23 protein-coding genes are annotated in these 18959 nt (G+C 50.6%); 15 read left to right on the top strand and 8 right to left on the bottom strand.

Annotated elements, in window-relative coordinates; genetic code table 11:
• The first annotated feature begins 6 nt into the window (after nt 1–6).
• From trxA to DL239_RS06630, 3 genes are all read left to right on the top strand, one after another.
• Nucleotides 7–375: a thioredoxin gene (gene trxA, locus DL239_RS06640; RefSeq protein WP_167683264.1), complete on the top strand. Its 369-nt coding sequence runs from the start codon at nt 7–9 to the stop codon at nt 373–375.
• Between the two features lie 136 nt (nt 376–511).
• Nucleotides 512–859 (top strand): Lin0512 family protein, encoded by a 348-nt coding sequence (locus DL239_RS06635; protein ID WP_167683218.1) that lies wholly within the window; start codon nt 512–514, stop codon nt 857–859.
• Entirely contained in the window at nt 859–1224 is a 366-nt protein-coding gene (locus tag DL239_RS06630) for a Lin0512 family protein (protein WP_167683217.1), read from the top strand. The genes DL239_RS06635 and DL239_RS06630 overlap by 1 nt, the downstream gene beginning before the upstream one ends.
• Nucleotides 1225–1283: 59 nt before the next feature.
• Here DL239_RS06630 and DL239_RS06625 read toward each other — a convergent pair whose 3' ends face one another.
• Nucleotides 1284–1475, bottom strand: a complete 192-nt coding sequence (locus DL239_RS06625; RefSeq protein WP_167683216.1) for a DUF1127 domain-containing protein — start codon at nt 1473–1475, stop codon at nt 1284–1286.
• Between the two features lie 195 nt (nt 1476–1670).
• Here DL239_RS06625 and hslV point away from each other — a divergent pair, with 195 nt between their 5' ends.
• The 4 genes from hslV (at nt 1671) to DL239_RS06605 (ending at nt 5804) form a co-directional block, all read left to right on the top strand.
• Complete coding sequence (gene hslV / locus DL239_RS06620; protein WP_167683215.1) at nt 1671–2228, top strand: ATP-dependent protease subunit HslV; 558 nt, start codon at nt 1671–1673, stop codon at nt 2226–2228.
• The gene (locus DL239_RS06615) at nt 2225–3289 is read left to right on the top strand and encodes a hypothetical protein (RefSeq protein ID WP_167683214.1); all 1065 of its coding nucleotides are present in this window, start codon (nt 2225–2227) and stop codon (nt 3287–3289) included. The genes hslV and DL239_RS06615 overlap by 4 nt, the downstream gene beginning before the upstream one ends.
• A gap of 11 nt (nt 3290–3300) precedes the next feature.
• On the top strand, nt 3301–4608 hold the full coding sequence (gene hslU, locus DL239_RS06610; protein ID WP_167683213.1) for an ATP-dependent protease ATPase subunit HslU: 1308 nt from the start codon (nt 3301–3303) through the stop codon (nt 4606–4608).
• A 158-nt stretch (nt 4609–4766) separates the two neighbouring features.
• On the top strand, nt 4767–5804 hold the full coding sequence (locus DL239_RS06605; protein WP_369410546.1) for an alpha/beta hydrolase: 1038 nt from the start codon (nt 4767–4769) through the stop codon (nt 5802–5804).
• 8 nt (nt 5805–5812) lie between these two features.
• On the opposite strand, the gene DL239_RS06600 is transcribed toward DL239_RS06605, so the two are convergent.
• From DL239_RS06600 to DL239_RS06590, 3 genes are read right to left on the bottom strand one after another with little or no spacing between them, the layout of a single operon-like run.
• A complete protein-coding gene (locus tag DL239_RS06600; RefSeq protein WP_167683211.1) occupies nt 5813–6400 on the bottom strand; it encodes a Smr/MutS family protein in 588 nt (195 codons plus the stop codon).
• Complete coding sequence (mltA, locus tag DL239_RS06595; RefSeq protein ID WP_167683210.1) at nt 6400–7452, bottom strand: murein transglycosylase A; 1053 nt, start codon at nt 7450–7452, stop codon at nt 6400–6402. The genes DL239_RS06600 and mltA overlap by 1 nt, the downstream gene beginning before the upstream one ends.
• Nucleotides 7449–8105: a Tim44/TimA family putative adaptor protein gene (locus DL239_RS06590; protein ID WP_167683209.1), complete on the bottom strand. Its 657-nt coding sequence runs from the start codon at nt 8103–8105 to the stop codon at nt 7449–7451. Before DL239_RS06590 ends, mltA begins: the two co-directional genes overlap by 4 nt.
• 109 nt (nt 8106–8214) lie before the next feature.
• Between DL239_RS06590 and DL239_RS06585 the strand changes: the two genes are divergently transcribed.
• Both DL239_RS06585 and secB read left to right on the top strand, forming a co-directional pair.
• Nucleotides 8215–8712: an FxsA family protein gene (locus DL239_RS06585; protein ID WP_167683208.1), complete on the top strand. Its 498-nt coding sequence runs from the start codon at nt 8215–8217 to the stop codon at nt 8710–8712.
• A 68-nt stretch (nt 8713–8780) separates the two neighbouring features.
• Nucleotides 8781–9272 (top strand): protein-export chaperone SecB, encoded by a 492-nt coding sequence (gene secB / locus DL239_RS06580; protein WP_167683207.1) that lies wholly within the window; start codon nt 8781–8783, stop codon nt 9270–9272.
• Nucleotides 9273–9338: 66 nt separating this feature from the next.
• Here secB and dnaQ read toward each other — a convergent pair whose 3' ends face one another.
• From dnaQ to DL239_RS06560, 4 genes are read right to left on the bottom strand one after another with little or no spacing between them, the layout of a single operon-like run.
• The gene (dnaQ, locus tag DL239_RS06575; RefSeq protein WP_167683206.1) at nt 9339–10061 is read right to left on the bottom strand and encodes a DNA polymerase III subunit epsilon; all 723 of its coding nucleotides are present in this window, start codon (nt 10059–10061) and stop codon (nt 9339–9341) included.
• Complete coding sequence (coaE, locus tag DL239_RS06570; protein ID WP_167683205.1) at nt 10054–10647, bottom strand: dephospho-CoA kinase; 594 nt, start codon at nt 10645–10647, stop codon at nt 10054–10056. The genes dnaQ and coaE overlap by 8 nt, the downstream gene beginning before the upstream one ends.
• Entirely contained in the window at nt 10644–11477 is an 834-nt protein-coding gene (locus DL239_RS06565) for a shikimate dehydrogenase (RefSeq protein ID WP_167683204.1), read from the bottom strand. The genes coaE and DL239_RS06565 overlap by 4 nt, the downstream gene beginning before the upstream one ends.
• A complete protein-coding gene (locus tag DL239_RS06560; RefSeq protein ID WP_167683203.1) occupies nt 11474–12073 on the bottom strand; it encodes a Maf family protein in 600 nt (199 codons plus the stop codon). The genes DL239_RS06565 and DL239_RS06560 overlap by 4 nt, the downstream gene beginning before the upstream one ends.
• Nucleotides 12074–12478: 405 nt before the next feature.
• On the opposite strand from DL239_RS06560, the gene DL239_RS06555 reads away from it, so the two are divergent.
• The 6 genes from DL239_RS06555 (at nt 12479) to DL239_RS06530 (ending at nt 18953) form a co-directional block, all read left to right on the top strand.
• Nucleotides 12479–12937: a CopD family protein gene (locus tag DL239_RS06555; RefSeq protein ID WP_167683202.1), complete on the top strand. Its 459-nt coding sequence runs from the start codon at nt 12479–12481 to the stop codon at nt 12935–12937.
• A 126-nt stretch (nt 12938–13063) separates the two neighbouring features.
• The gene (rho, locus tag DL239_RS06550) at nt 13064–14335 is read left to right on the top strand and encodes a transcription termination factor Rho (protein WP_167683201.1); all 1272 of its coding nucleotides are present in this window, start codon (nt 13064–13066) and stop codon (nt 14333–14335) included.
• Between the two features lie 28 nt (nt 14336–14363).
• A complete protein-coding gene (mnmE, locus tag DL239_RS06545; RefSeq protein ID WP_167683200.1) occupies nt 14364–15650 on the top strand; it encodes a tRNA uridine-5-carboxymethylaminomethyl(34) synthesis GTPase MnmE in 1287 nt (428 codons plus the stop codon).
• 12 nt (nt 15651–15662) lie between these two features.
• Complete coding sequence (gene mnmG / locus DL239_RS06540; RefSeq protein ID WP_167683199.1) at nt 15663–17537, top strand: tRNA uridine-5-carboxymethylaminomethyl(34) synthesis enzyme MnmG; 1875 nt, start codon at nt 15663–15665, stop codon at nt 17535–17537.
• Nucleotides 17534–18151, top strand: a complete 618-nt coding sequence (rsmG, locus tag DL239_RS06535; RefSeq protein ID WP_167683198.1) for a 16S rRNA (guanine(527)-N(7))-methyltransferase RsmG — start codon at nt 17534–17536, stop codon at nt 18149–18151. The genes mnmG and rsmG overlap by 4 nt, the downstream gene beginning before the upstream one ends.
• Complete coding sequence (locus tag DL239_RS06530; protein ID WP_167683197.1) at nt 18144–18953, top strand: ParA family protein; 810 nt, start codon at nt 18144–18146, stop codon at nt 18951–18953. The genes rsmG and DL239_RS06530 overlap by 8 nt, the downstream gene beginning before the upstream one ends.
• The last annotated feature ends 6 nt before the right edge of the window (nt 18954–18959 follow it).

Raw genomic sequence — 18959 nt, 5'->3', positions numbered from 1 at the left:
CAACCCATTCCTAGGTTCCAACTCCAGTTGCCACACACTCATGGAGACATGCATATGTCCACCGTAGCCGTCACCGACGACACATTCGACACCGAAGTCAAAAACTCAACAGTGCCCGTAGTGGTGGATTTTTGGGCCGAATGGTGCGGACCCTGTAAGCAGATCGGCCCGGCTCTGGAAGAGCTGGCAGCCGAGTATGGCGACAAGGTAAAAATTGCCAAGATTGACTTGGACAGCAACCCAAATGTTGCAGCCGCAATGGGCGTGCGCAGTATCCCTGCTTTGTTCGTTTTCAAAGATGGTCAAGTAGTCTCAAACCGATCAGGCGCAGCACCCAAGTCTGCACTGCAAAGCTGGATCAACGACTCAATCTGATAAACTCAGATCACCAGATTCGAAGAAGGCGCCCAATTTGGGCGCCTTTTTTGTTGGCACCATGCCTGTGTAAATTTGGCTCTTCCATTTGCACACGGCATGGTGCCAATTTCCCGTAAATGATAGTGAGGATAAGATGGCCAAGACTCGAGTATTGGTAGAATTTGGAATGGGAACCTCACTCAGGCGCGAGGATTACACCCAGGCCGCAATTCGGGCAATCAAGGACGCGCTGTGGCACAACTCGGTCAATATGGTCGAACTATTTGACTTTCCAAAAGAATCCATGATCATTGATGCGGAAATCGGAGTGCAGAAACCCGAAAACGTAGATGTTGAGGCTTTGAAAGCGATCTTCCCATACGGCCAGCCAAACGTGACTGTTGTGCAAGGTGGCTTGGATATCGATAAGCCCCACTCGGATGGTAGAGCCGTTATCGCCAATGCCGCAATTGTAGTGTCGTTTGAGATGGAGGTCGTGTGATGGTCGAGAAACGTATCATTCTGGAAATGGGCACTGGCAACGATCTGTATGGTCAGAATTACACCAAAGCAGCCCGGCGCGCGGTGCAGGATGCGTTGCACCATTCTTCGATCACATTGTTTTCCAAGCTGGGGATCGATCAAACCGAAATGCGGGTGGCCGTCACTATCGCCGTGCAAAAACCGGAACAGGTTGATTGTGAACTGGTTGCCAGTGATCTGCCGCGGGGTCGTGCCTCGGTGCGCGCTGTCCTAGGCGGTTTGGATGTCGAGGATTCTGAAGCTGGAACCCGCCATGTGGTTGCGACCGCCGCAGTAGAGGCATTTTTGCCCGATCTTGCCGGACGTTACATACTGAAGTCCTGAAAAGAAAAAAGCCGCCCAGGGAGGAGCGGCGGCTTTAATCTTTGGACTGTATCGTGCGATCAGAACAGATCAGCGCGTGTCAGGCCGATGTCCTGAAGTTGTTCCGCGCTCAAGCGAGACAAAACCTTGCGTGTTACGCGGGCTTCGTTCCAAGCGACAACGGAGTTCTTCAAGCTCAAAACGCTATCAACAACACGAAGAGTGGCGACTGCTCCCAGAGGAGCTTGGGTGTTTGCGGCTACATATGCCATGGTACGCTTCCTTTGATCTACCGCCGACACTGTGTCGGTGTTGACCTTGATGTAAGTTCGCTAGGTGAGTCGCACAATTGCCCGTTCGACAGCCCCGAAATGCACGCAGCGCATAGCAAGTTAGCAAAGGGTTAACCGTTGCCTCCGCCGCATCCGGCCCCCATATATACGTATTGTTATCAAACGGAGGCCTTCATGGCAGATGATCAATTCCCTGGCTGGCACGGCACAACTATCATCGGTGTCAAAAAAGGCGGTGAAGTTGTAATTGCTGGAGATGGGCAAGTTTCTTTGGGCCAGACCGTAATCAAAGGCACAGCGCGCAAAGTACGTCGGCTGTCGCCGGGTGGATACGATGTTGTTGCCGGCTTTGCTGGTTCAACAGCCGATGCCTTTACCCTGCTGGAACGACTGGAGGCCAAACTAGAGGCAACTCCCGGCCAACTGGCCCGTGCAAGCGTTGAATTGGCTAAAGATTGGCGAACAGATAAGTATCTGCAAAAGCTAGAAGCCATGCTGATCGTTACGGACGGCACTGATTTGCTGGTGATCACCGGTGCCGGCGACGTGCTTGAGCCGGAACACGAAGTGGCAGCCATTGGATCTGGTGGCAATTTTGCCCTAGCAGCAGCACGGGCAATGATGGACAGCGATAAATCCGCTGAACAGGTAGCCCGCGATGCGATGGCGATTGCTGCTGACATATGTGTCTACACCAATGGGCGCCTGACAGTGGAGAGTATCTCTTCATGATCACCCGCGACGATCTTCGCGCCGCTGTCGGGTCCGGTTTGATCGGCGAGTCGCAGGCTGCGTCTTTGGCTGCCCTAGCTGACAGTCGTCGAGGTGCTCGCGAAAACCTAGCGCCAGGAGACGAACCTTTTGAGCTGTTCAAAGGCTTCACGGAGATTTTCATCGTTATTGGCCTCTTGATCCTTGCCGCAGGTTGGGTGGCGGTAAACGGCGTAGCTATGGTCGGGGAAATCACCAATTACCGGCTCAAAATCGTCTCGACTTCCCTATTTTCAGCATTCGCCATTTGGATTTTGGCAGAGTACTTCATCCGTCGTCGTCGAATGATTGCCCCGGCTATCGCATTGTCGCTGCTCTGGGTTGCCAATGCCGGCTCGGGTATCACAGCTTACTTTGCCCAACCCTTCATGCTTGCCCAAGAAGATCTGTCGAGCTTGCCGTTGCCGCTGGCCCTAACCACGTTGGCCATAGCACTATTCTGGTTACGTTTTCGCGTGCCCTTTTCCATGGCCCTGATCGCGCTTGGACTTTTTTCCCTGTCAATCATGATGGGCGCCAACCAAACCGGAACACCAAGCAGCTTTGGTGATCTGTTCCTTCTTTCTGCTGATGGGCCGTTTGCCTTTATCACTCTGGCGGTGGGTATCGCTGTGTTTACCGTAGCCATGGCTTTTGACATGTCCGATCCACATCGAGTGACGCGTCGATCAGCACAGGGTTTCTGGCTACATGTTGTTGCCGCCCCTGCCCTTGTAAACACTATCGCATTGAGCTTGCTCAGCAGTGAATCTGACATGGCATATTCCGTGCTATTGGCAGTTTTATGCCTGTTTGCCATTGTGGCCATATTGATCGACCGTCGGTCTTTCCTGATTGCGGCCATTGGCTATATCGTAACTCTTGCTTGGACCGTTTTTGACGGTGAAAGCACTGCAATCGTTGTTCTAATACTTGGTATTTTTCTTGTGATGTTAGGGGCCTTCTGGGCGAGTATCCGTGCTGCCCTATTGAGACCTCTATCCGGTATTCTCCCCCTGCATCTCCTCCCTCCATCCCACTGATCGGACGACTTATGACAGACTTAACACCACGCGAGATCGTTTCCGAACTGGATCGGTTCATCATTGGTCAAAACGACGCAAAACGCGCTGTCGCGGTGGCGCTGCGCAATCGTTGGCGGCGCAAGCAGCTGGCAGATGATCTACGCGACGAGGTTTACCCAAAGAATATCTTAATGATCGGCCCCACCGGCGTTGGCAAAACTGAAATCTCCCGACGACTGGCAAAACTGGCCCGCGCGCCATTTATCAAAGTCGAAGCAACCAAGTTCACCGAAGTTGGTTATGTTGGCCGAGATGTAGAACAAATTATCCGCGATCTGGCCGATGCCGCTATTTTGCAAACTCGCGAGTTGATGCGCGAAGACGTGAAAGCCAAAGCGCATCAAGCGGCCGAGGACCGTGTCATCGAGGCAATTGTCGGGGAAGACGCTCGTGAATCTACCCGTGAAATGTTCCGCAAGAAGCTGAAGTCGGGTGAGTTGGATGATACGGTAATCGAGCTGGACCTGGCTGATACATCCAACCCGATGGGTTCATTTGAGGTTCCGGGCCAACCTGGATCAAACATGGGAATGATGAACCTGGGGGATCTGTTCGGAAAAGCATTGGGCGGGCGCAGCGTTCGTCGCAAGACAACAGTTGCCGAAAGCTATGAGATCCTGATCGGAGAAGAAGCCGACAAGCTGCTGGATGATGAAATCGTCTCGCGAACAGCGTTGGAATCAGTTGAACAAAACGGCATCGTGTTCCTAGACGAAATCGACAAGGTTTGCGCGCGATCTGATGCGCGTGGCGGTGATGTCAGTCGTGAAGGGGTGCAACGCGATTTGCTGCCGCTAATCGAAGGCACAACAGTGTCGACCAAACATGGTTCGATTAAGACAGACCATATCCTGTTCATCGCCTCTGGTGCATTTCACATCGCCAAGCCGTCTGACCTATTGCCCGAATTGCAAGGTCGCCTACCAATTCGAGTAGAACTGCGCGCACTGACCGAAGAGGATTTTGTCCGCATTCTGACCGAGACAGACAATGCACTAACCCTGCAATATACAGCCTTGATGGGCACTGAAGAAGTTGTTGTCAGCTTTACCGACGACGGCATCGCAGCGCTGGCCAAAATTGCTGCTGAAGTGAACCAGTCAGTCGAAAACATCGGCGCCCGCAGACTGTACACTGTGATGGAACGGGTATTCGAAGAGCTATCATTCTCCGCTCCAGACCGTGGAGGCGAAGAAATTGTTGTTGATTCCCAATTTGTTGACAAAAATCTTGGTGAACTGACCAAATCCGCTGACATCAGTCGGTATGTTTTGTAGTCAGGGCTTTGTTCCGGTGTCTCTGATGCTTGTCAGAGGCACCGAATATTTAACTAGATGTCGATCGGCAAAGTTTTATGCATGTTTTATTTCAAGTGGTTATCGGTATTTCATTGGTTTTCATTGCATCCTGCAGTGACCGATCTTTCACCCCAGTAATGCCCAAAGCACTAGAGGTCGGTACTCCAAAAACCATTTTTGCCGCGACAGTTCGCAAGCTATCGCCAGATGGTGGTTTTGGCCCGGGAAGATCTGATCATTTCAATCTGTTAGAATTAACCGTATCGATCCCGCCCAACCATAAACCCGGGCAACTAGATTTCGCATATGCCAACCCTGATCCCGAAAAGCAGTTCACAATGGCCGGCCGTCACGTGTTCAATGGCGCTGAGGAATTCAGATCCCGGATAAGGACCCTAGTTAGCGGATTGCCCAAAGAACACCGCGAAGTGACTGTATTTGTACACGGTTTCAATTCCACTCAGGCCGAAACAGCCTTTCGCGCCGCACAATTGGCTGAGGATATCCAGCTACCAGGCGCCACCATGATCTATTCCTGGCCCAGCCAAGGAAACCCACTGGGTTATGCCTACGACGGTGATAGTGTTTTGTTTGCCCGGGATGGGCTTGAAAAAATGCTACGCCAAGTCCGCTCAGCAAGGGTTGGGCGCATAAATCTGGTTGCCCATTCAATGGGGTCGCAACTGGTTATGGAAACCATTCGTCAAATCGAAATACAGACCCCGGGATGGTCAGCAGATAACCTGAATGGAGTTGTTTTGATGTCACCCGATCTGGATATCGATGTTTTTCGCAGCCAGATGAACCGTATCCAAGATGTTCCACAGCCTTTTCTTGTTTTTGTGTCGAGCAAAGACAAGCTTCTGAATATCTCCGCTCGGTTACGCGGAACCCACACAAGTGAACGGTTGGGAAATATCACTTCTCTGGACGCCGTAGCCGGATTGCCGATCGATATTGTAGATACAACTTCTTATTCAGATGACGCAGAATCTACGCATCTAGTTGCAGGTACATCACCAGCTTTGATCGCGATGTTGAACTCCGCCCGAAAAACCGCCGATGCTTTTGGTCGTGAAAACCTATCGATCGAGAAGCTTCTTCCGGGAAAAGTGTCTTATAACGACGGTACGACTCAGGTTAGCCTTGCTAACTCTGCTTCGGGAAACAGATAAAGCCAAGATTAGCGCGTTCGGCGAAGATAAACGTAGTACGCCCCTGCCCCACCATGGCTGACATGAGCCGGTGTCACTTGTAACACCGCCTGAGCCAATGGAGCCAAAACCAACCATTGTGGCACCTGATGGCGCAACACACCACGCGGGGTTGGTATTGGACCGGGTTCATCCCGATCTTTGCCCTTCCCCGTAACCACTAAAACCAACCGCTTACCCGATGCCTGTGCAGACAGAATAAACCGGATCAAAGCCGGATGCGCCGAGTCGACCCGCATGCCGTGCAAATCCAATTTTCCCTCTGGCCGCAGTTTACCGCGCTTCATTCGGGCAAATGCCTTTTGATCCATCTGGACTGGCGCTTTGAACAACCGGTCCGTAATTGCTGGTTTCAGGTCGTGCTTAACGGGCTTTTGGCGCGAATGACTGCCAATTTCAAAGTTATCGATCCGTGGAACCGGATGCCTTGTCGGTTTTGGCTTCGGTAATGGCAAGGCCGGCGGCACACTATGAGCACCAGGATGCAGCCGCTCAGCCTTCTTGACGACTTCTTGCCAGAGGTCGATCTCATCTGCCGTTAGTTTCCGCCGTGTCATCAGATATCTTCCGGTAGCAACGCATAAGCGCGCTGGATAGGCAGCAATACAACCATTCTACCCGGATCACGCAACCGACCAGCTGCCTGCCCTGCCTCATCACCTGTTCCGTAGAAAATATCCGCCCGCTGCGCGCCCTTGATTGCCGAACCAGTGTCCTGCGCAACCATCAGACGGCGCATTTTCCCATCACCGTCTTTTTCCAACCAAACCGGCGCTCCCAACGGGGTATATTTGGGATCCACTGCCAAACTACGCAGTGCTGTCACTGATCTGTTCATCGCGCCCAAGGGTCCCGCTGATGAGGCCACATTGCGTACTTCTCGAAAGAACACGTATGTGGGGTTATGCATCAGCAATTCGCGGCCATCAGATGGATTTCGGCGCACCCAATTCTTGATCACCTGAGCACTGACTTGGTGAATCGAATAAACCCCACGCCTCACCAACTCTTGGCCGATTGACCGGTAATTGTGTCCATTAGAGCCGCCATACCCAACCCGAATTGTCGACCCATCTGGCAACCGAACACGACCAGAGCCTTGGATTTGCAGGAAAAATAGTTCAACTGAATCATCGACCCAAGCTATTTCCAACCCTCTGCCGTCCATCACACCACTGGTCAGGATTTCACGACGTGGCAACCATTGTCCAGCATTGCGGGCTTCAGGTGGCATTCTATAGATCGGATACCGGTACCGCGAGCTGCGAGAGCGAGAACCATCAAGTTCTGGTTCAAAATAACCCGTAAACAGTGCACCCTGCCCGTCTTCGATCAAAACCGGTCGGAACAACAATTCAAAGAATGCCCGCGCAGCTTCTGGTTTTTGCTGCTTCGCAGCCGCACATAACGATCGCCAGTCAGGATCGTCGAAGTCCATGCAGGTTTTCTGAAAAACATCCAGTGCGGCAGCGTGATTGTCGTTTTCCCAGCCATCAAGCTGGGAAAAATTCAGCAGGCTATAGCTGATTTCTGATTGCGCCCCGGTTGCAGTCATTGCCCCCCCTATCAGGCAGGCAATGCCCATAGCCCGCCGAAGCGCACTTATCATGCCTCTGTAGCGACCAGATGCCAGTTCGGATCATCCGTTCCCATGTTGCGTGCAAATGTCCAAGTGTCTTTCTGCTTTTTAACAGTCTTTGGATCACCCTCAACAATATCGCCGCCACGATCCCGCACAACCGAGGTCAACTCAGCAACGAAGCGCATTGTGATCTCAGCCCGCTGTTCGCCTTCGTCAAACGTGGCTTCAACAACGGTGGTTTCTCTTACACCAATGAACTCGGCCTCGATAGTCAAACCCTGATCTTCGCGATGCGCAACTGCATCGACGAAACTGTCAAAGATCTCTTCGGACATAAACGGCTGAATGTTGTCCAGCTCACCTCGTTCAAATCCCATGAGGATCATTTCATAGGCACCGCGCCCGCCTTGCACGAAATCGCTTACCGAAAACGAAGGTTCTACTCGTTTCATGGCACTCAGCGACTTCGCGTCGGCGCTGTTTTCATCCACGTGATCGGTGATGTCCCGATCCGGCCCACCTTCAATAACTTCGAAATCTGACCGATCTGCCCGCCCGTTTGGCTTGGGGAGTGGCGGTTTTTCAAAACCTTCGCGGGTGCCCAGCACATTTTTCAGGCGCAGGATCAAAAAGACGGCAATACCGGCTAAAACCAAAAGCTGGATCAAGGGAGACTCCATTTGGACCTCATTTTAAAGACTAGGCTTTGTAACCAAAGCACTCAGCACTTATGTATGTGACAGGCGGGGTCAAGTCCACCGTCCCGAGAATGTGACAAGGAAACCGTTCATGTACCTGCTTCTGGCCTTTCTTTTGGTGCCAATCGTCGAAATTGCGTTGTTTATTCAGGTCGGTGGAATAATCGGCCTTTGGCCAACCTTGGCCATCGTTGTTTTGACGGCTGTATTAGGAACCTGGTTGGTTAAGTCACAAGGCCGTATGGCTTTGGGGAAATTACAAAGCTCGTTTCAGCAACTTGACGATCCAACCGAGCCTTTGGCGCACGGAGCCATGATCCTAGTGGCCGGCGCTTTGTTGCTGACACCCGGTTTCTTCACTGATGCGGTTGGGTTTTCTTTGTTGATGCCACCTGTACGCATGGCAGTCTTTCGTTTCCTAAGCGCTCGCATAACGATGGCACAATTCCAGATGGGTACTGGAACGACGAGATCACGGACGAACTACGGCCGCCAGGATGACATTATTGACGGCGATTACGAAGACGTGACCCCAAGAAAACCCAACCAAGGTCCTTCGGGTTGGGTAAATGGTCCCGACCAAGATTAACCTGACCCGTTGAGGTGCAGTTCCCAAGCTGATATGCACAGCCAGATTGTTATTTCAGGAGTAGTTCTATGGCCGAAAACGGCGCCACCGAGGGCACACAGCCACAAGTCCAGATGAAAGTTCTGGGACAGTTTATTCGCGACATGTCATTCGAAAATGTGATGGCGCAAAAAGGCACCGGCACAGAAGCCCAGCCCGACGTCAGCGTTCAGGTGAACTTGGATGCAAAAAAGCGTACAACTGAAAATCAGTATGAAGTGATCACCAAGCTGATCATCGAATCCAAAGTCAAAGAAACAGGCGATGTTCTGTTTGTTTTTGAACTTGAATATGTTGGCATTTTCAACATCGAGGGTGTGCCAGAGGACCAACTGCACCCGTTCCTGCTGATCGAATGCCCACGCATGTTGTTCCCATTCTTGCGTCGCATCGTATCTGACGTGACTCGTGATGGTGGCTTCCCACCACTGAACTTGGACAATATTGATTTCGTCGCGATCTACCGTAACGAACTGGCGCGCCGTCAGGCAGAAACTACTGCTCAGCAGCCAACACAATAAGTTTCTGAATATTCAGGAATAGTGCATTAACGCCGCTGACCCGTCAGCGGCGTTACCCTTTTGCTCTCAGATTTTCCAAAGCGCAGCATCACCCATCTTTTCGACAAACTCATCGTGGGCTGCTTGCTCTTCGTCTGTCAGAAGTTTTTTCAACGGCGTGGGCCGCACAGTGGGGCGCCAGTCATCCGTGACCGCATTGGAAGAACTGGACGCATTTGTTGCCAAACCAAAATCTGGCTGTCGTCCACCTATCAGCTCCAGATACACCTCTGCCAAAATTTCAGAATCAAGCAGCGCGCCGTGTAAAACTCGGTTTGAGTTATTGATATGGAACCGGCGGCATAGTGCATCCAGCGTTGCCGGCGAGCCAGGGAACCTTTTGCGCGCAATGGCCAGTGTATCCAGCGCCTGTTCCATTGGAAGTTCCCGCAACCCCATCCAGCGGAGTTCCGCATTCAGGAACTTCATGTCAAAGCTGGCGTTGTGGATTATCATCTTGGAGTCTCGGACAAAGTCCAGAAACCCCTGCCCGACTTTGGCAAATACTGGCTTGTCTTTCAGTGTAACAGCACCCGGCTCCGGCGTCTGAGGTGGCTCTAACAAGTCAGGACCAATTCCATGCACCCCGAATGCCTCAGTCGGCATCGAGCGTTCTGGATTGATATAAACATGGTATGTTTCGCCCGTCGGCATGTGGTTCAACAGTTCCACAGCACCAATTTCAACAATCCGGTCACCCGAAAATGGGTCAAACCCGGTAGTCTCAGTATCCAGAACAATCTCACGCATTTGCTATTTTCTCCCGGATATCAGCTAGAATAACCCCCACCTGCTGGCGCGCATGATCCAGCGTATCGGTGACAATCACATAATCTGATCGCTCAGTTTTCTCTTTAATCGGCATCTGCTTTTGTCGGATATGCAAAAATTGATCAAGCGTCATGGTTCCACGCTCAAGTACTCGCTTTTGCTGGGTTTCCGCATCAATCGTCACGCAGGCTACAGCATCCATTTCACTGTCCCCACCGGTTTCGAACAACAGCGGGATATCAAAAACAAGGATATCGGCCTCAGCAGTGCGACGAAAACCTTCTCTGTCCTGCGCCACCAAGGGATGCACAATGGATTCAATAACCGTCAAAGCCTTTGGGTTCTTTGAAATAATGCCCTTCAGCACCTGTCGATCGACCCGACCATCTATGATCGCGTCAGGGAACTGGGTCTGAATCGCCGAAACAGCCGCGCCACCACGGTCATACAACCGATGCACCGCCGCATCAGCATCCCAGACGGCACAACCAGCAGCAGCAAACAGGTTCGCTGTGGTGCTTTTGCCCATCCCAATAGATCCGGTAAGCCCTAGATTAAACGTCATCTCAAAGCCGCGGCACGCGCTGCCTTATCCACTTCGGGACGTTGGCCGAACCAACGTTCAAAGCCAGGCACTGCCTGATGCAATAACATCCCAAGTCCATCAACGGTGGTACACCCGATTTCTTCGGCATATTTCAGTAAATCCGTCCTCAGCGGCGTGTAGACCAAGTCAGTCACTACTGCGCTAGACTGCAAACCATCCAACGGGACGCGCAACCGTGGTTTGCCAACCATCCCCAGTGACGTAGTATTGACCAACAACGCCGCCTCTTCGATTACATTGCCGGCTTGCACCCACTCAACAACCCGAAGACGCGCACCAAATTCCTGTCGTAACTGATCTGCCCGACCCCGCGTGCGGTTCGAAAGAACTAATTCGGTTACTCCAGCCTCCAGCAACGAAGCCACTACAGCGCGACAGGCCCCCCCTGCCCCAAGAACCACAGCTGGTCCCGATTTTGGATCCCACTCTGGTGCCATCTGATGAAGGTTAGTGATAAAACCATATCCGTCCGTATTATCCGCAAGGATTGTGCCATCCTTGCGAAAAATCAGTGTATTTGCCGCTCCAATCAGAGTCGCACGATCGGTAACCTGATCGGCAATCGACATTACTTTCTCTTTATGAGGAATGGTCACATTCGCGCCAACAAAACCCATCTTAGGCATGGAGCGTATCACGTCCTCCAAGTCACCAGGTTCGACATGCATCGGAATATAGTGGCCAGAAACCCCGTAGGTGTTCAACCAATGGCGCTGGAGTTGAGGTGACTTTGAATGGGCCACCGGACAACCAATCACTGCCGCCAACGGTATTTTTGCGTCACTCATTGTTCGATCATCCCCTGCAGTGCCAAAAAGTTAATAAGTTCCATCAAGGGTAATCCCAAAACGTTAAAGTAGTCGCCGTCAATGGCCGAGAACAGCCGAACGCCCTCTTCTTCCAGTTTATAAGCGCCAACCGCGTGACAGATACTGTCCCAGTTTCGTGTAACGTAATCACTTAGATAAGCATCCGAACTATCCCGCATTTGCAATCGCACCTGCCCAACATGTCGCCAAATTGGTTTGCCATCACGACAAATCACCGCCGCAGACAATAGCGTGTGCCATTTACCGCGCATTGCCGTCAATTGCTCTAGTGCCTGATCGGGGTTCTCAGGCTTTGACAGCAGTTTGCCTTCGAAATCCAACACCTGGTCGCATCCCAAAACCATCATCCCTGTAGCCTTACCGCTTATTTTTAAAGCTTTTTGTTCTGCTAAGGCATCTGCAATATCTCGCGGTGCTGCGTTCCTATTCAACAGCTCTGTTTTAATGGCCTCTTCATCCACGTCGGGGCGCTCGACTCCAAATTCTATACCCGCCTGGCGCAATAACTGCGCCCGAATTGCAGATCCTGAGGCAAGAATGATGTGGGTAGACATGTGGAAAACCCCTTGGAAAAGTTTCTGATCTTTTTGGGATGGTTTGTATGGAATTTGCCCCCAAGGCAAGCTCTGGGGGTCTTTCCGTTATCTCGGAAAAAAGCCGACAGATTCGCCCTCCGAGGATAAGGATAACTTCTAAACTTGGGATATCCTGACCATCCCTAAATACCCACCACGTTATCCCCACGGTAATCTTGGTTAATAAAGTCCTAACAACCTTTTTTATATAGCCGGTCCAAATTTCATCCCAAAACTAGCTCGAACAACTGGAAACTTATGCATGCTGGGGATAAGCCGGTGAGTGACTCACTTATCCACCGGATTCATGGGGCACTACTAAAACATCATCCTTTCTTATAAATATTCTATTTATAGGGAGACCCGACCAGCCTGAGGAAAACCATGACGGACCTGAGTGATTTTATGTTCACGCTCTACCCATACGCCAAGTCCCTCCACATAATGGCTGTACTCAGTTGGATGGCAGGTCTCTTCTATCTCCCGCGTTTGTTTGTGTATCACGTGGAGCAGGCAGAGAAGGTTCAGCAATCCCTTCCTATCTTCCTCATGATGGAGGACAAGCTACTGCGCCTAATCATGAGACCAGCGATGATTGTAACTTGGCTTGCAGGGCTGCTTATGGTGTTTACACCGGGTCTGGTGGACTGGACTTACATTTGGCCTTGGACTAAAGGCGCATCCGTTATTGCAATGACAGGGTTTCACTATGTTCTAATGAAACGCTACCGCGACTTTGCTAACGGACAGAATACGCTCACAGGGCGCCAATACAGGCTTCTAAATGAGGTCCCTACTCTTTTGATGGTCATCATCGTCATATCGGTCGTTTTTAAATTCTGACGCAATATTTGACTCCCCCCGAACGACCGCATATGTACTCGACCTAAGCGAGCCCGTCCGGGTCAACGCATTTTCCATTCTTCAGTGACACCGCATCCAGATTTGGCTGCATAAGGGCTGTATCATATGACCGTCGAAACTCTGAGTCTTGCCACCCTAAAGGCAAAAAGCCCTAAATCTCTGTTGGCGATGGCCGAAGAGCTGGACATCGAAAACGCCTCCACCATGCGTAAGGGCGAAATGATGTTCCAAATTCTGCGTGAACGCGCAGATGAAGGCTGGGAAATTTCCGGTGATGGTGTTCTGGAACTGCTGCAAGATGGCTTTGGCTTCCTGCGCTCACCTGAAGCGAACTACCTGCCGGGTCCGGATGATATCTACGTTTCACCTGAAATGATCCGCAAGCACTCTCTGCGTACCGGAGACTCCATTGATGGTGTCATGAAGGCTCCACAGGACACCGAGCGTTATTTTGCTCTGACAACGGTTACTCAGATTAACTTCGAAGATCCTGAGAAAGCTCGTCATAAAATCGCCTTTGACAACCTTACTCCGTTGTATCCTGATGAGCGTATGACGATGGAAGTCGAAGATCCAACTATCAAGGATCGCTCTTCCCGTGTGATTGACCTGGTCGCACCTATCGGTAAGGGCCAGCGATCGTTGATAGTCGCACCGCCACGGACCGGTAAGACCGTAATTCTAAAGAATATTGCTCACTCAATTGAAAAAAATCACCCTGAGTGCTACTTAATTGTTCTTCTCATTGATGAACGCCCAGAAGAAGTCACCGACATGCAGCGATCGGTCAAGGGAGAGGTCGTGTCGTCCACGTTTGACGAACCCGCCACACGTCACGTTGCCGTTGCCGAGATGGTTATAGAAAAAGCCAAGCGCCTGGTCGAACATAAGCGAGATGTTGTTATTCTTCTCGACTCCATCACCAGACTTGGTAGAGCGTTTAACACCGTGGTTCCTTCGTCCGGTAAGGTTCTGACAGGTGGTGTTGACGCGAACGCATTGCAGCGCCCAAAACGTTTCTTTGGTGCAGCCCGTAACATCGAAGAAGGTGGATCTTTGACGATCATTGCTACTGCCTTGATCGACACAGGCTCTCGCATGGACGAAGTTATCTTTGAGGAATTCAAAGGTACAGGTAACTCGGAAATCGTTCTTGATCGTAAGATCGCTGACAAACGTGTGTACCCGGCTATCGATATTCTCAAGTCGGGCACGCGGAAAGAGGAGCTGTTGGTTGATAAGGTCGACCTAACCAAGACATTCGTTCTTCGCCGTATCCTGAACCCCATGGGGCCAACAGATGCGATTGAATTCTTGCTGTCCAAGTTAAAGCAGACGAAATCGAACAGCGATTTCTTCGACTCAATGAACACCTGATCAAACTGGCAGTACGAAAGGCCAACCCATGGATACGATCTTTGCGTTGGCCTCGGCTCAGGGCAAGGCTGGAGTTGCGGTAATCCGCGTGTCAGGGCCCCTCGCCCATGACGCCAGTGCCCAACTATGTGGTCGAAAAATCCCACTCCGTGGAACCACTCTACGGACACTACGAGACGATAAGGGTGACCCCCTGGATCAAGCATTGGTGTTGACCTTCGCAGCACCAAACAGCTTTACTGGTGAAAATGTTGTTGAATTTCAAACACATGGCAGTAATGCGGTTGTCTCTGCAGTGCTGGATGCTCTTTCCAAAATCGACGGATTAAGGCTAGCAGATCCAGGTGAATTTACTCGGCGTGCGCTAGAAAATGGTCAGCTCGATCTTGCGCAAGTTGAGGGTCTGGCTGACCTAATTGATGCGGAAACCGAAGCGCAACGAAAACAAGCTCATGCTGTTCTTAGCGGAGGATTAGGTCAACTAGCTGAGAGGTGGCGGAGAGACCTGATACGCGCCGCTTCGCTGATTGAAGTAACGATAGATTTCGCTGACGAGGATGTGCCAGTAGACGTAACTCCTGAAGTTACAGCATTGTTGGCTGGTGTTCAAAATGATCTAGAACGTGAATGCCAGGGAGTTGTGATAGCAGAGAGAATCCGCCACGGTTTTGAAGTAGCGATTGTTGGAGCGCCAAATGTGGGTAAATCGACCCTCCTTAACGTGCTGGCCGGCCGAGAGGCAGCTATCACATCGGAATATGCGGGTACTACGCGTGACGTTATCGAAGTTCGCATGGACTTAGGCGGGTTACCAGTTACCCTACTCGATACTGCGGGTTTACGCGAAACTGAGGATCATGTTGAAGGTATAGGAATTGCACTAGCCCGTAAGCGTGCCGAAGATGCCGATCTCCGGGTATTTCTGGTGGAAGCAGACGAAGCGCTGGATGTTGTAATGCAGGTCGGAGATATCAGATTGTTACCGAAGGCCGATGAGCGACAGAAATCCGAAAATTCTATTTCAGGACTTACCGGCCATGGTGTCGACCAGTTGGTGTCTCACGTGTCAAGCGTCCTAAAGGCTCGATCAGCGAATGTCGGGATTGCTACCAGGCAACGACATCAGGATACTATGAAGACAGCCCTGTTGAGTCTTACTTCCGCTACAGATATTCTTCAGCGAGGCCCAGAGTTTTACGAAATTGCTGCCGAAGATATGCGCTCAGCAATTCGTTCACTTGAGATGCTGGTAGGACGCGTTGATGTTGAAAATCTTCTGGATGAGATTTTCTTGAGTTTTTGCCTTGGGAAATAAGGAGTGTTTCACGTGAAACATTCAAACTATGATGTAATCGTTGTCGGTGGAGGACACGCCGGCACCGAAGCCGCACATGCGTCGGCGAGAATGGGTGCCAGAACTGCCCTAGTTACACTAAAGAAAAAAGACATTGGGGTAATGTCTTGCAACCCAGCTATTGGTGGATTGGGCAAAGGGCATCTAGTACGGGAAATTGATGCGCTAGATGGGGTTATGGGACGCGTAGCCGATAAGGCGGGAATACAGTTCCGTCTTCTCAATCGACGTAAAGGACCAGCAGTTCAAGGTCCAAGAGCGCAAGCAGATCGCACGATCTATCGTGCAGAGATGCTGAAATTGACAGAGGCGCAAGATAACCTCGATATAATTGAAGGGGAAGTAACCGACTTTCTGATGAAAGGTGACTCCGTTACAGGAGTTCTTTTAGCCGACGGAATGGAACTTCCCAGTGCCTCAGTGATCTTGACGTCAGGTACTTTCCTTCGAGGAGTCATACACATTGGGGACCAAGCGCGCCCAGGCGGCCGTATGGGGGATCGACCCTCTGTAGCGCTGGCTAATCGACTAGATAATTTTGATCTACCCTTAGGCCGTCTTAAAACGGGTACTCCACCAAGACTGGATGGACGCACCATCAATTGGTCTGGGTTGGAGAGCCAACCCGGAGACGAGACCCCTACCCTTTTTTCATTTCTGTCAACGCAGATTTCAGCGCCTCAAGTCGCATGCGGGATTACACATACAAACGAGAAAACACATCAGATCATTAGTGACAATCTAGCACGATCCGCAATGTATGGTGGTAAGATTGATGGCGTTGGGCCCCGTTACTGCCCCTCGATCGAAGATAAAGTGGTCCGTTTTGCTGAAAAAACTTCTCATCAAATATTCTTGGAACCAGAGAGCGCTACTGGCCATACAGTTTATCCTAACGGGATCTCTACAAGCTTACCTGAAGACGTGCAGTTAGACTACGTTCATTCGATTGTTGGCTTGGAAAATGCTGAAATCCTGCAACCTGGATATGCGATCGAATACGATTACGTTGATCCTAGGTCCCTTTCCTTGGATCTATCCGTTCGATCAGTTCCTGGATTATTCCTTGCAGGGCAAATCAACGGTACGACAGGGTATGAAGAGGCAGCCGCGCAAGGACTGGTCGCGGGACTGAATGCAGCCCTACGCAGCCGGAATGAGGAACCTGTGATATTCGGGCGCTCGAATAGTTACATTGGTGTAATGATAGATGATCTGACTACCAATGGTGTTACCGAACCATATAGGATGTTTACTTCAAGAGCAGAGTTCCGGCTTTCTCTTAGGGCGGACAACGCCGATCAGCGACTAACACCTCTGGCTATGTCACTTGGTTGTTGCAGCGAAGCTAGGCGTATTGTTTATTCAAATAAAGCAGAACGGCTGGGACTAGCCCAGGATGTACTGAGTGGAGCTTCCTATACGCCAAAACAGATTGGAGAAGTTGGGATACGGATTAGTCAGGATGGAAATCGTCGAAATGGAATGGACATATTGGCATTTCCTGAAGTGACCTTTGAAGATCTGTTGCCTCTTATTCCTGAATTAGGTGAGTTTGGTGATGATATCAGACGTCAAGTAGAGCGGGACGCACTGTATGCGAACTATATCGACCGCCAGAACCGTGAAATTGCGGCTATGAAAAGAGATGAAGCCCTAAAAATCCCATCAGATTTGGATTACTCCACCATCTCCGGTCTATCTAATGAGCTTCAGGCGAAACTCAAATTGACGGGACCAGTTGATTTGGCCCAGGCAGCACGAATTGATGGAATGACGCCCGCTGCACTGGCCTTGTTGTTAGCACGTCTTAGACGTGGTGATCGGCTTCAGGAACAAAAGGCATGAGTGTCAAAGATCTACTAAACCAACTTGATGTTTCACGTGAAACACAAGATCGACTTGAAGTCTTTGAACAAGTAATCTGTAAGTGGAATCCAAAGATAAATCTAGTCTCTCGTTCTAGTTTGGGTGACCTGTGGATGCGCCACATAATAGATTCAATCCAAGTCTACAGAAGTGTACAACCCGTAAATCACTGGCTTGATATCGGCAGTGGAGGGGGGTTTCCTGGGGTAATAGTTGGGATTTTGGCCGCTGATGAGAATTCGGGTATGACGACGACCTTAATTGAAAGTGATCAACGTAAGTCGGCCTTTCTACGTACTGCAGCACGCGAATGCGGTGTGAAAATTAAAGTTATTAGTGACCGTATTGAAAAAGTGGAGCCGCACAAGGCGGATGTCCTGTCAGCACGAGCCTTGGCGGATCTTAATACTTTGTTAGGATTTGCTGATCGACATCTAGACGTCGACGGAGTTGCGCTATTTCCAAAAGGTGTCACCTGGAAAAAAGAGCTAGAAGCAGCACGCCAACATTGGCGTTTTGATGCAGAACCGATTACAAGTTTGACTGAACCCGACGCCGTCATTCTGAAAGTAAAGGGAGTCACCCTTGCCTGATCTATCCCGCCCATCTGGGCCTCGCATAGTCGCGATTGCTAACCAGAAAGGTGGAGTGGGGAAGACCACAACCACCATCAATCTCGCTGCGGCTTTGGTGGAAACAGGTCTACGCGTCCTAGTAGTTGACCTGGATCCGCAAGGGAATGCCTCAACAGGATTGGGAATTGACAGTACAGATCGAAATCTGACGACCTATGATTTATTGATCGGTGAATCGCCACTAAATGAGGTAATCCGAGCAACTGAGATAGAGGATCTTTGTATTGTTCCAGCGACCGTCGATCTGAGTTCAGCAGATATTGAACTTATCGCCAATGAACGTCGGAGCTTTCTGCTGTATGACGCGCTTCGACAAACTGCTATGGACGAATATGAATGGGACTACATTCTTATTGATTGCCCACCATCACTGAACCTGTTGACCGTGAATGCGATGATTGCCGCAAATTCGGTTTTAATTCCGTTGCAAAGTGAGTTTTTTGCTCTGGAAGGGGTGTCTCAGTTGATGATGACAATTCGAGATGTTCGCCAGACCGCAAATTCGGATTTACGGATCGAAGGTATAGTGTTGACGATGTATGACAAACGCAACAACCTGTCACAGCAAGTAGAACAAGATGCGCGTGATAATCTGGGGGATTTGGTGTTTGAAACGAAGATACCCAGAAATGTTAGAGTGAGTGAGGCTCCATCGTATGCGCTTCCAGTGCTACAATACGACCCAAACTCACAGGGCGCGCAAGCTTACCGGTCATTGGCGGATGAGTTGATCAAAAAAAACCATAAACTTGCAGCGTAAGCAGGG

The sequence above is a fragment of the Parasedimentitalea denitrificans genome (assembly GCF_011813015.1).
Taxonomy (GTDB): Bacteria; Pseudomonadota; Alphaproteobacteria; order Rhodobacterales; family Rhodobacteraceae; genus Parasedimentitalea; species Parasedimentitalea denitrificans.
Note: the sequence above shows the minus strand (reverse complement) of the source record. Positions and strands in the feature narration are given on the sequence as shown.

Excerpts from the sequence above, each read along its gene's own strand:
- DL239_RS06600 (WP_167683211.1), bottom strand. The coding sequence starts at position 6,400 with ATGACACGGCGGAAACTAACGGCAGATGAGATCGACCTCTGGCAAGAA.
- DL239_RS06560 (WP_167683203.1), bottom strand. The coding sequence starts at position 12,073 with ATGTCTACCCACATCATTCTTGCCTCAGGATCTGCAATTCGGGCGCAG.
- secB (WP_167683207.1), top strand. The coding sequence starts at position 8,781 with ATGGCCGAAAACGGCGCCACCGAGGGCACACAGCCACAAGTCCAGATG.
- DL239_RS06635 (WP_167683218.1), top strand. The coding sequence starts at position 512 with ATGGCCAAGACTCGAGTATTGGTAGAATTTGGAATGGGAACCTCACTC.
- DL239_RS06605 (WP_369410546.1), top strand. The coding sequence starts at position 4,767 with ATGCCCAAAGCACTAGAGGTCGGTACTCCAAAAACCATTTTTGCCGCG.
- DL239_RS06615 (WP_167683214.1), top strand. The coding sequence starts at position 2,225 with ATGATCACCCGCGACGATCTTCGCGCCGCTGTCGGGTCCGGTTTGATC.
- mltA (WP_167683210.1), bottom strand. The coding sequence starts at position 7,452 with ATGATAAGTGCGCTTCGGCGGGCTATGGGCATTGCCTGCCTGATAGGG.
- DL239_RS06630 (WP_167683217.1), top strand. The coding sequence starts at position 859 with ATGGTCGAGAAACGTATCATTCTGGAAATGGGCACTGGCAACGATCTG.
- mnmE (WP_167683200.1), top strand. The coding sequence starts at position 14,364 with ATGGATACGATCTTTGCGTTGGCCTCGGCTCAGGGCAAGGCTGGAGTT.
- hslV (WP_167683215.1), top strand. The coding sequence starts at position 1,671 with ATGGCAGATGATCAATTCCCTGGCTGGCACGGCACAACTATCATCGGT.
- coaE (WP_167683205.1), bottom strand. The coding sequence starts at position 10,647 with ATGACGTTTAATCTAGGGCTTACCGGATCTATTGGGATGGGCAAAAGC.
- hslU (WP_167683213.1), top strand. The coding sequence starts at position 3,301 with ATGACAGACTTAACACCACGCGAGATCGTTTCCGAACTGGATCGGTTC.
- rho (WP_167683201.1), top strand. The coding sequence starts at position 13,064 with ATGACCGTCGAAACTCTGAGTCTTGCCACCCTAAAGGCAAAAAGCCCT.
- DL239_RS06625 (WP_167683216.1), bottom strand. The coding sequence starts at position 1,475 with ATGGCATATGTAGCCGCAAACACCCAAGCTCCTCTGGGAGCAGTCGCC.
- rsmG (WP_167683198.1), top strand. The coding sequence starts at position 17,534 with ATGAGTGTCAAAGATCTACTAAACCAACTTGATGTTTCACGTGAAACA.
- DL239_RS06585 (WP_167683208.1), top strand. The coding sequence starts at position 8,215 with ATGTACCTGCTTCTGGCCTTTCTTTTGGTGCCAATCGTCGAAATTGCG.
- DL239_RS06565 (WP_167683204.1), bottom strand. The coding sequence starts at position 11,477 with ATGAGTGACGCAAAAATACCGTTGGCGGCAGTGATTGGTTGTCCGGTG.
- DL239_RS06555 (WP_167683202.1), top strand. The coding sequence starts at position 12,479 with ATGACGGACCTGAGTGATTTTATGTTCACGCTCTACCCATACGCCAAG.
- DL239_RS06590 (WP_167683209.1), bottom strand. The coding sequence starts at position 8,105 with ATGGAGTCTCCCTTGATCCAGCTTTTGGTTTTAGCCGGTATTGCCGTC.
- dnaQ (WP_167683206.1), bottom strand. The coding sequence starts at position 10,061 with ATGCGTGAGATTGTTCTGGATACTGAGACTACCGGGTTTGACCCATTT.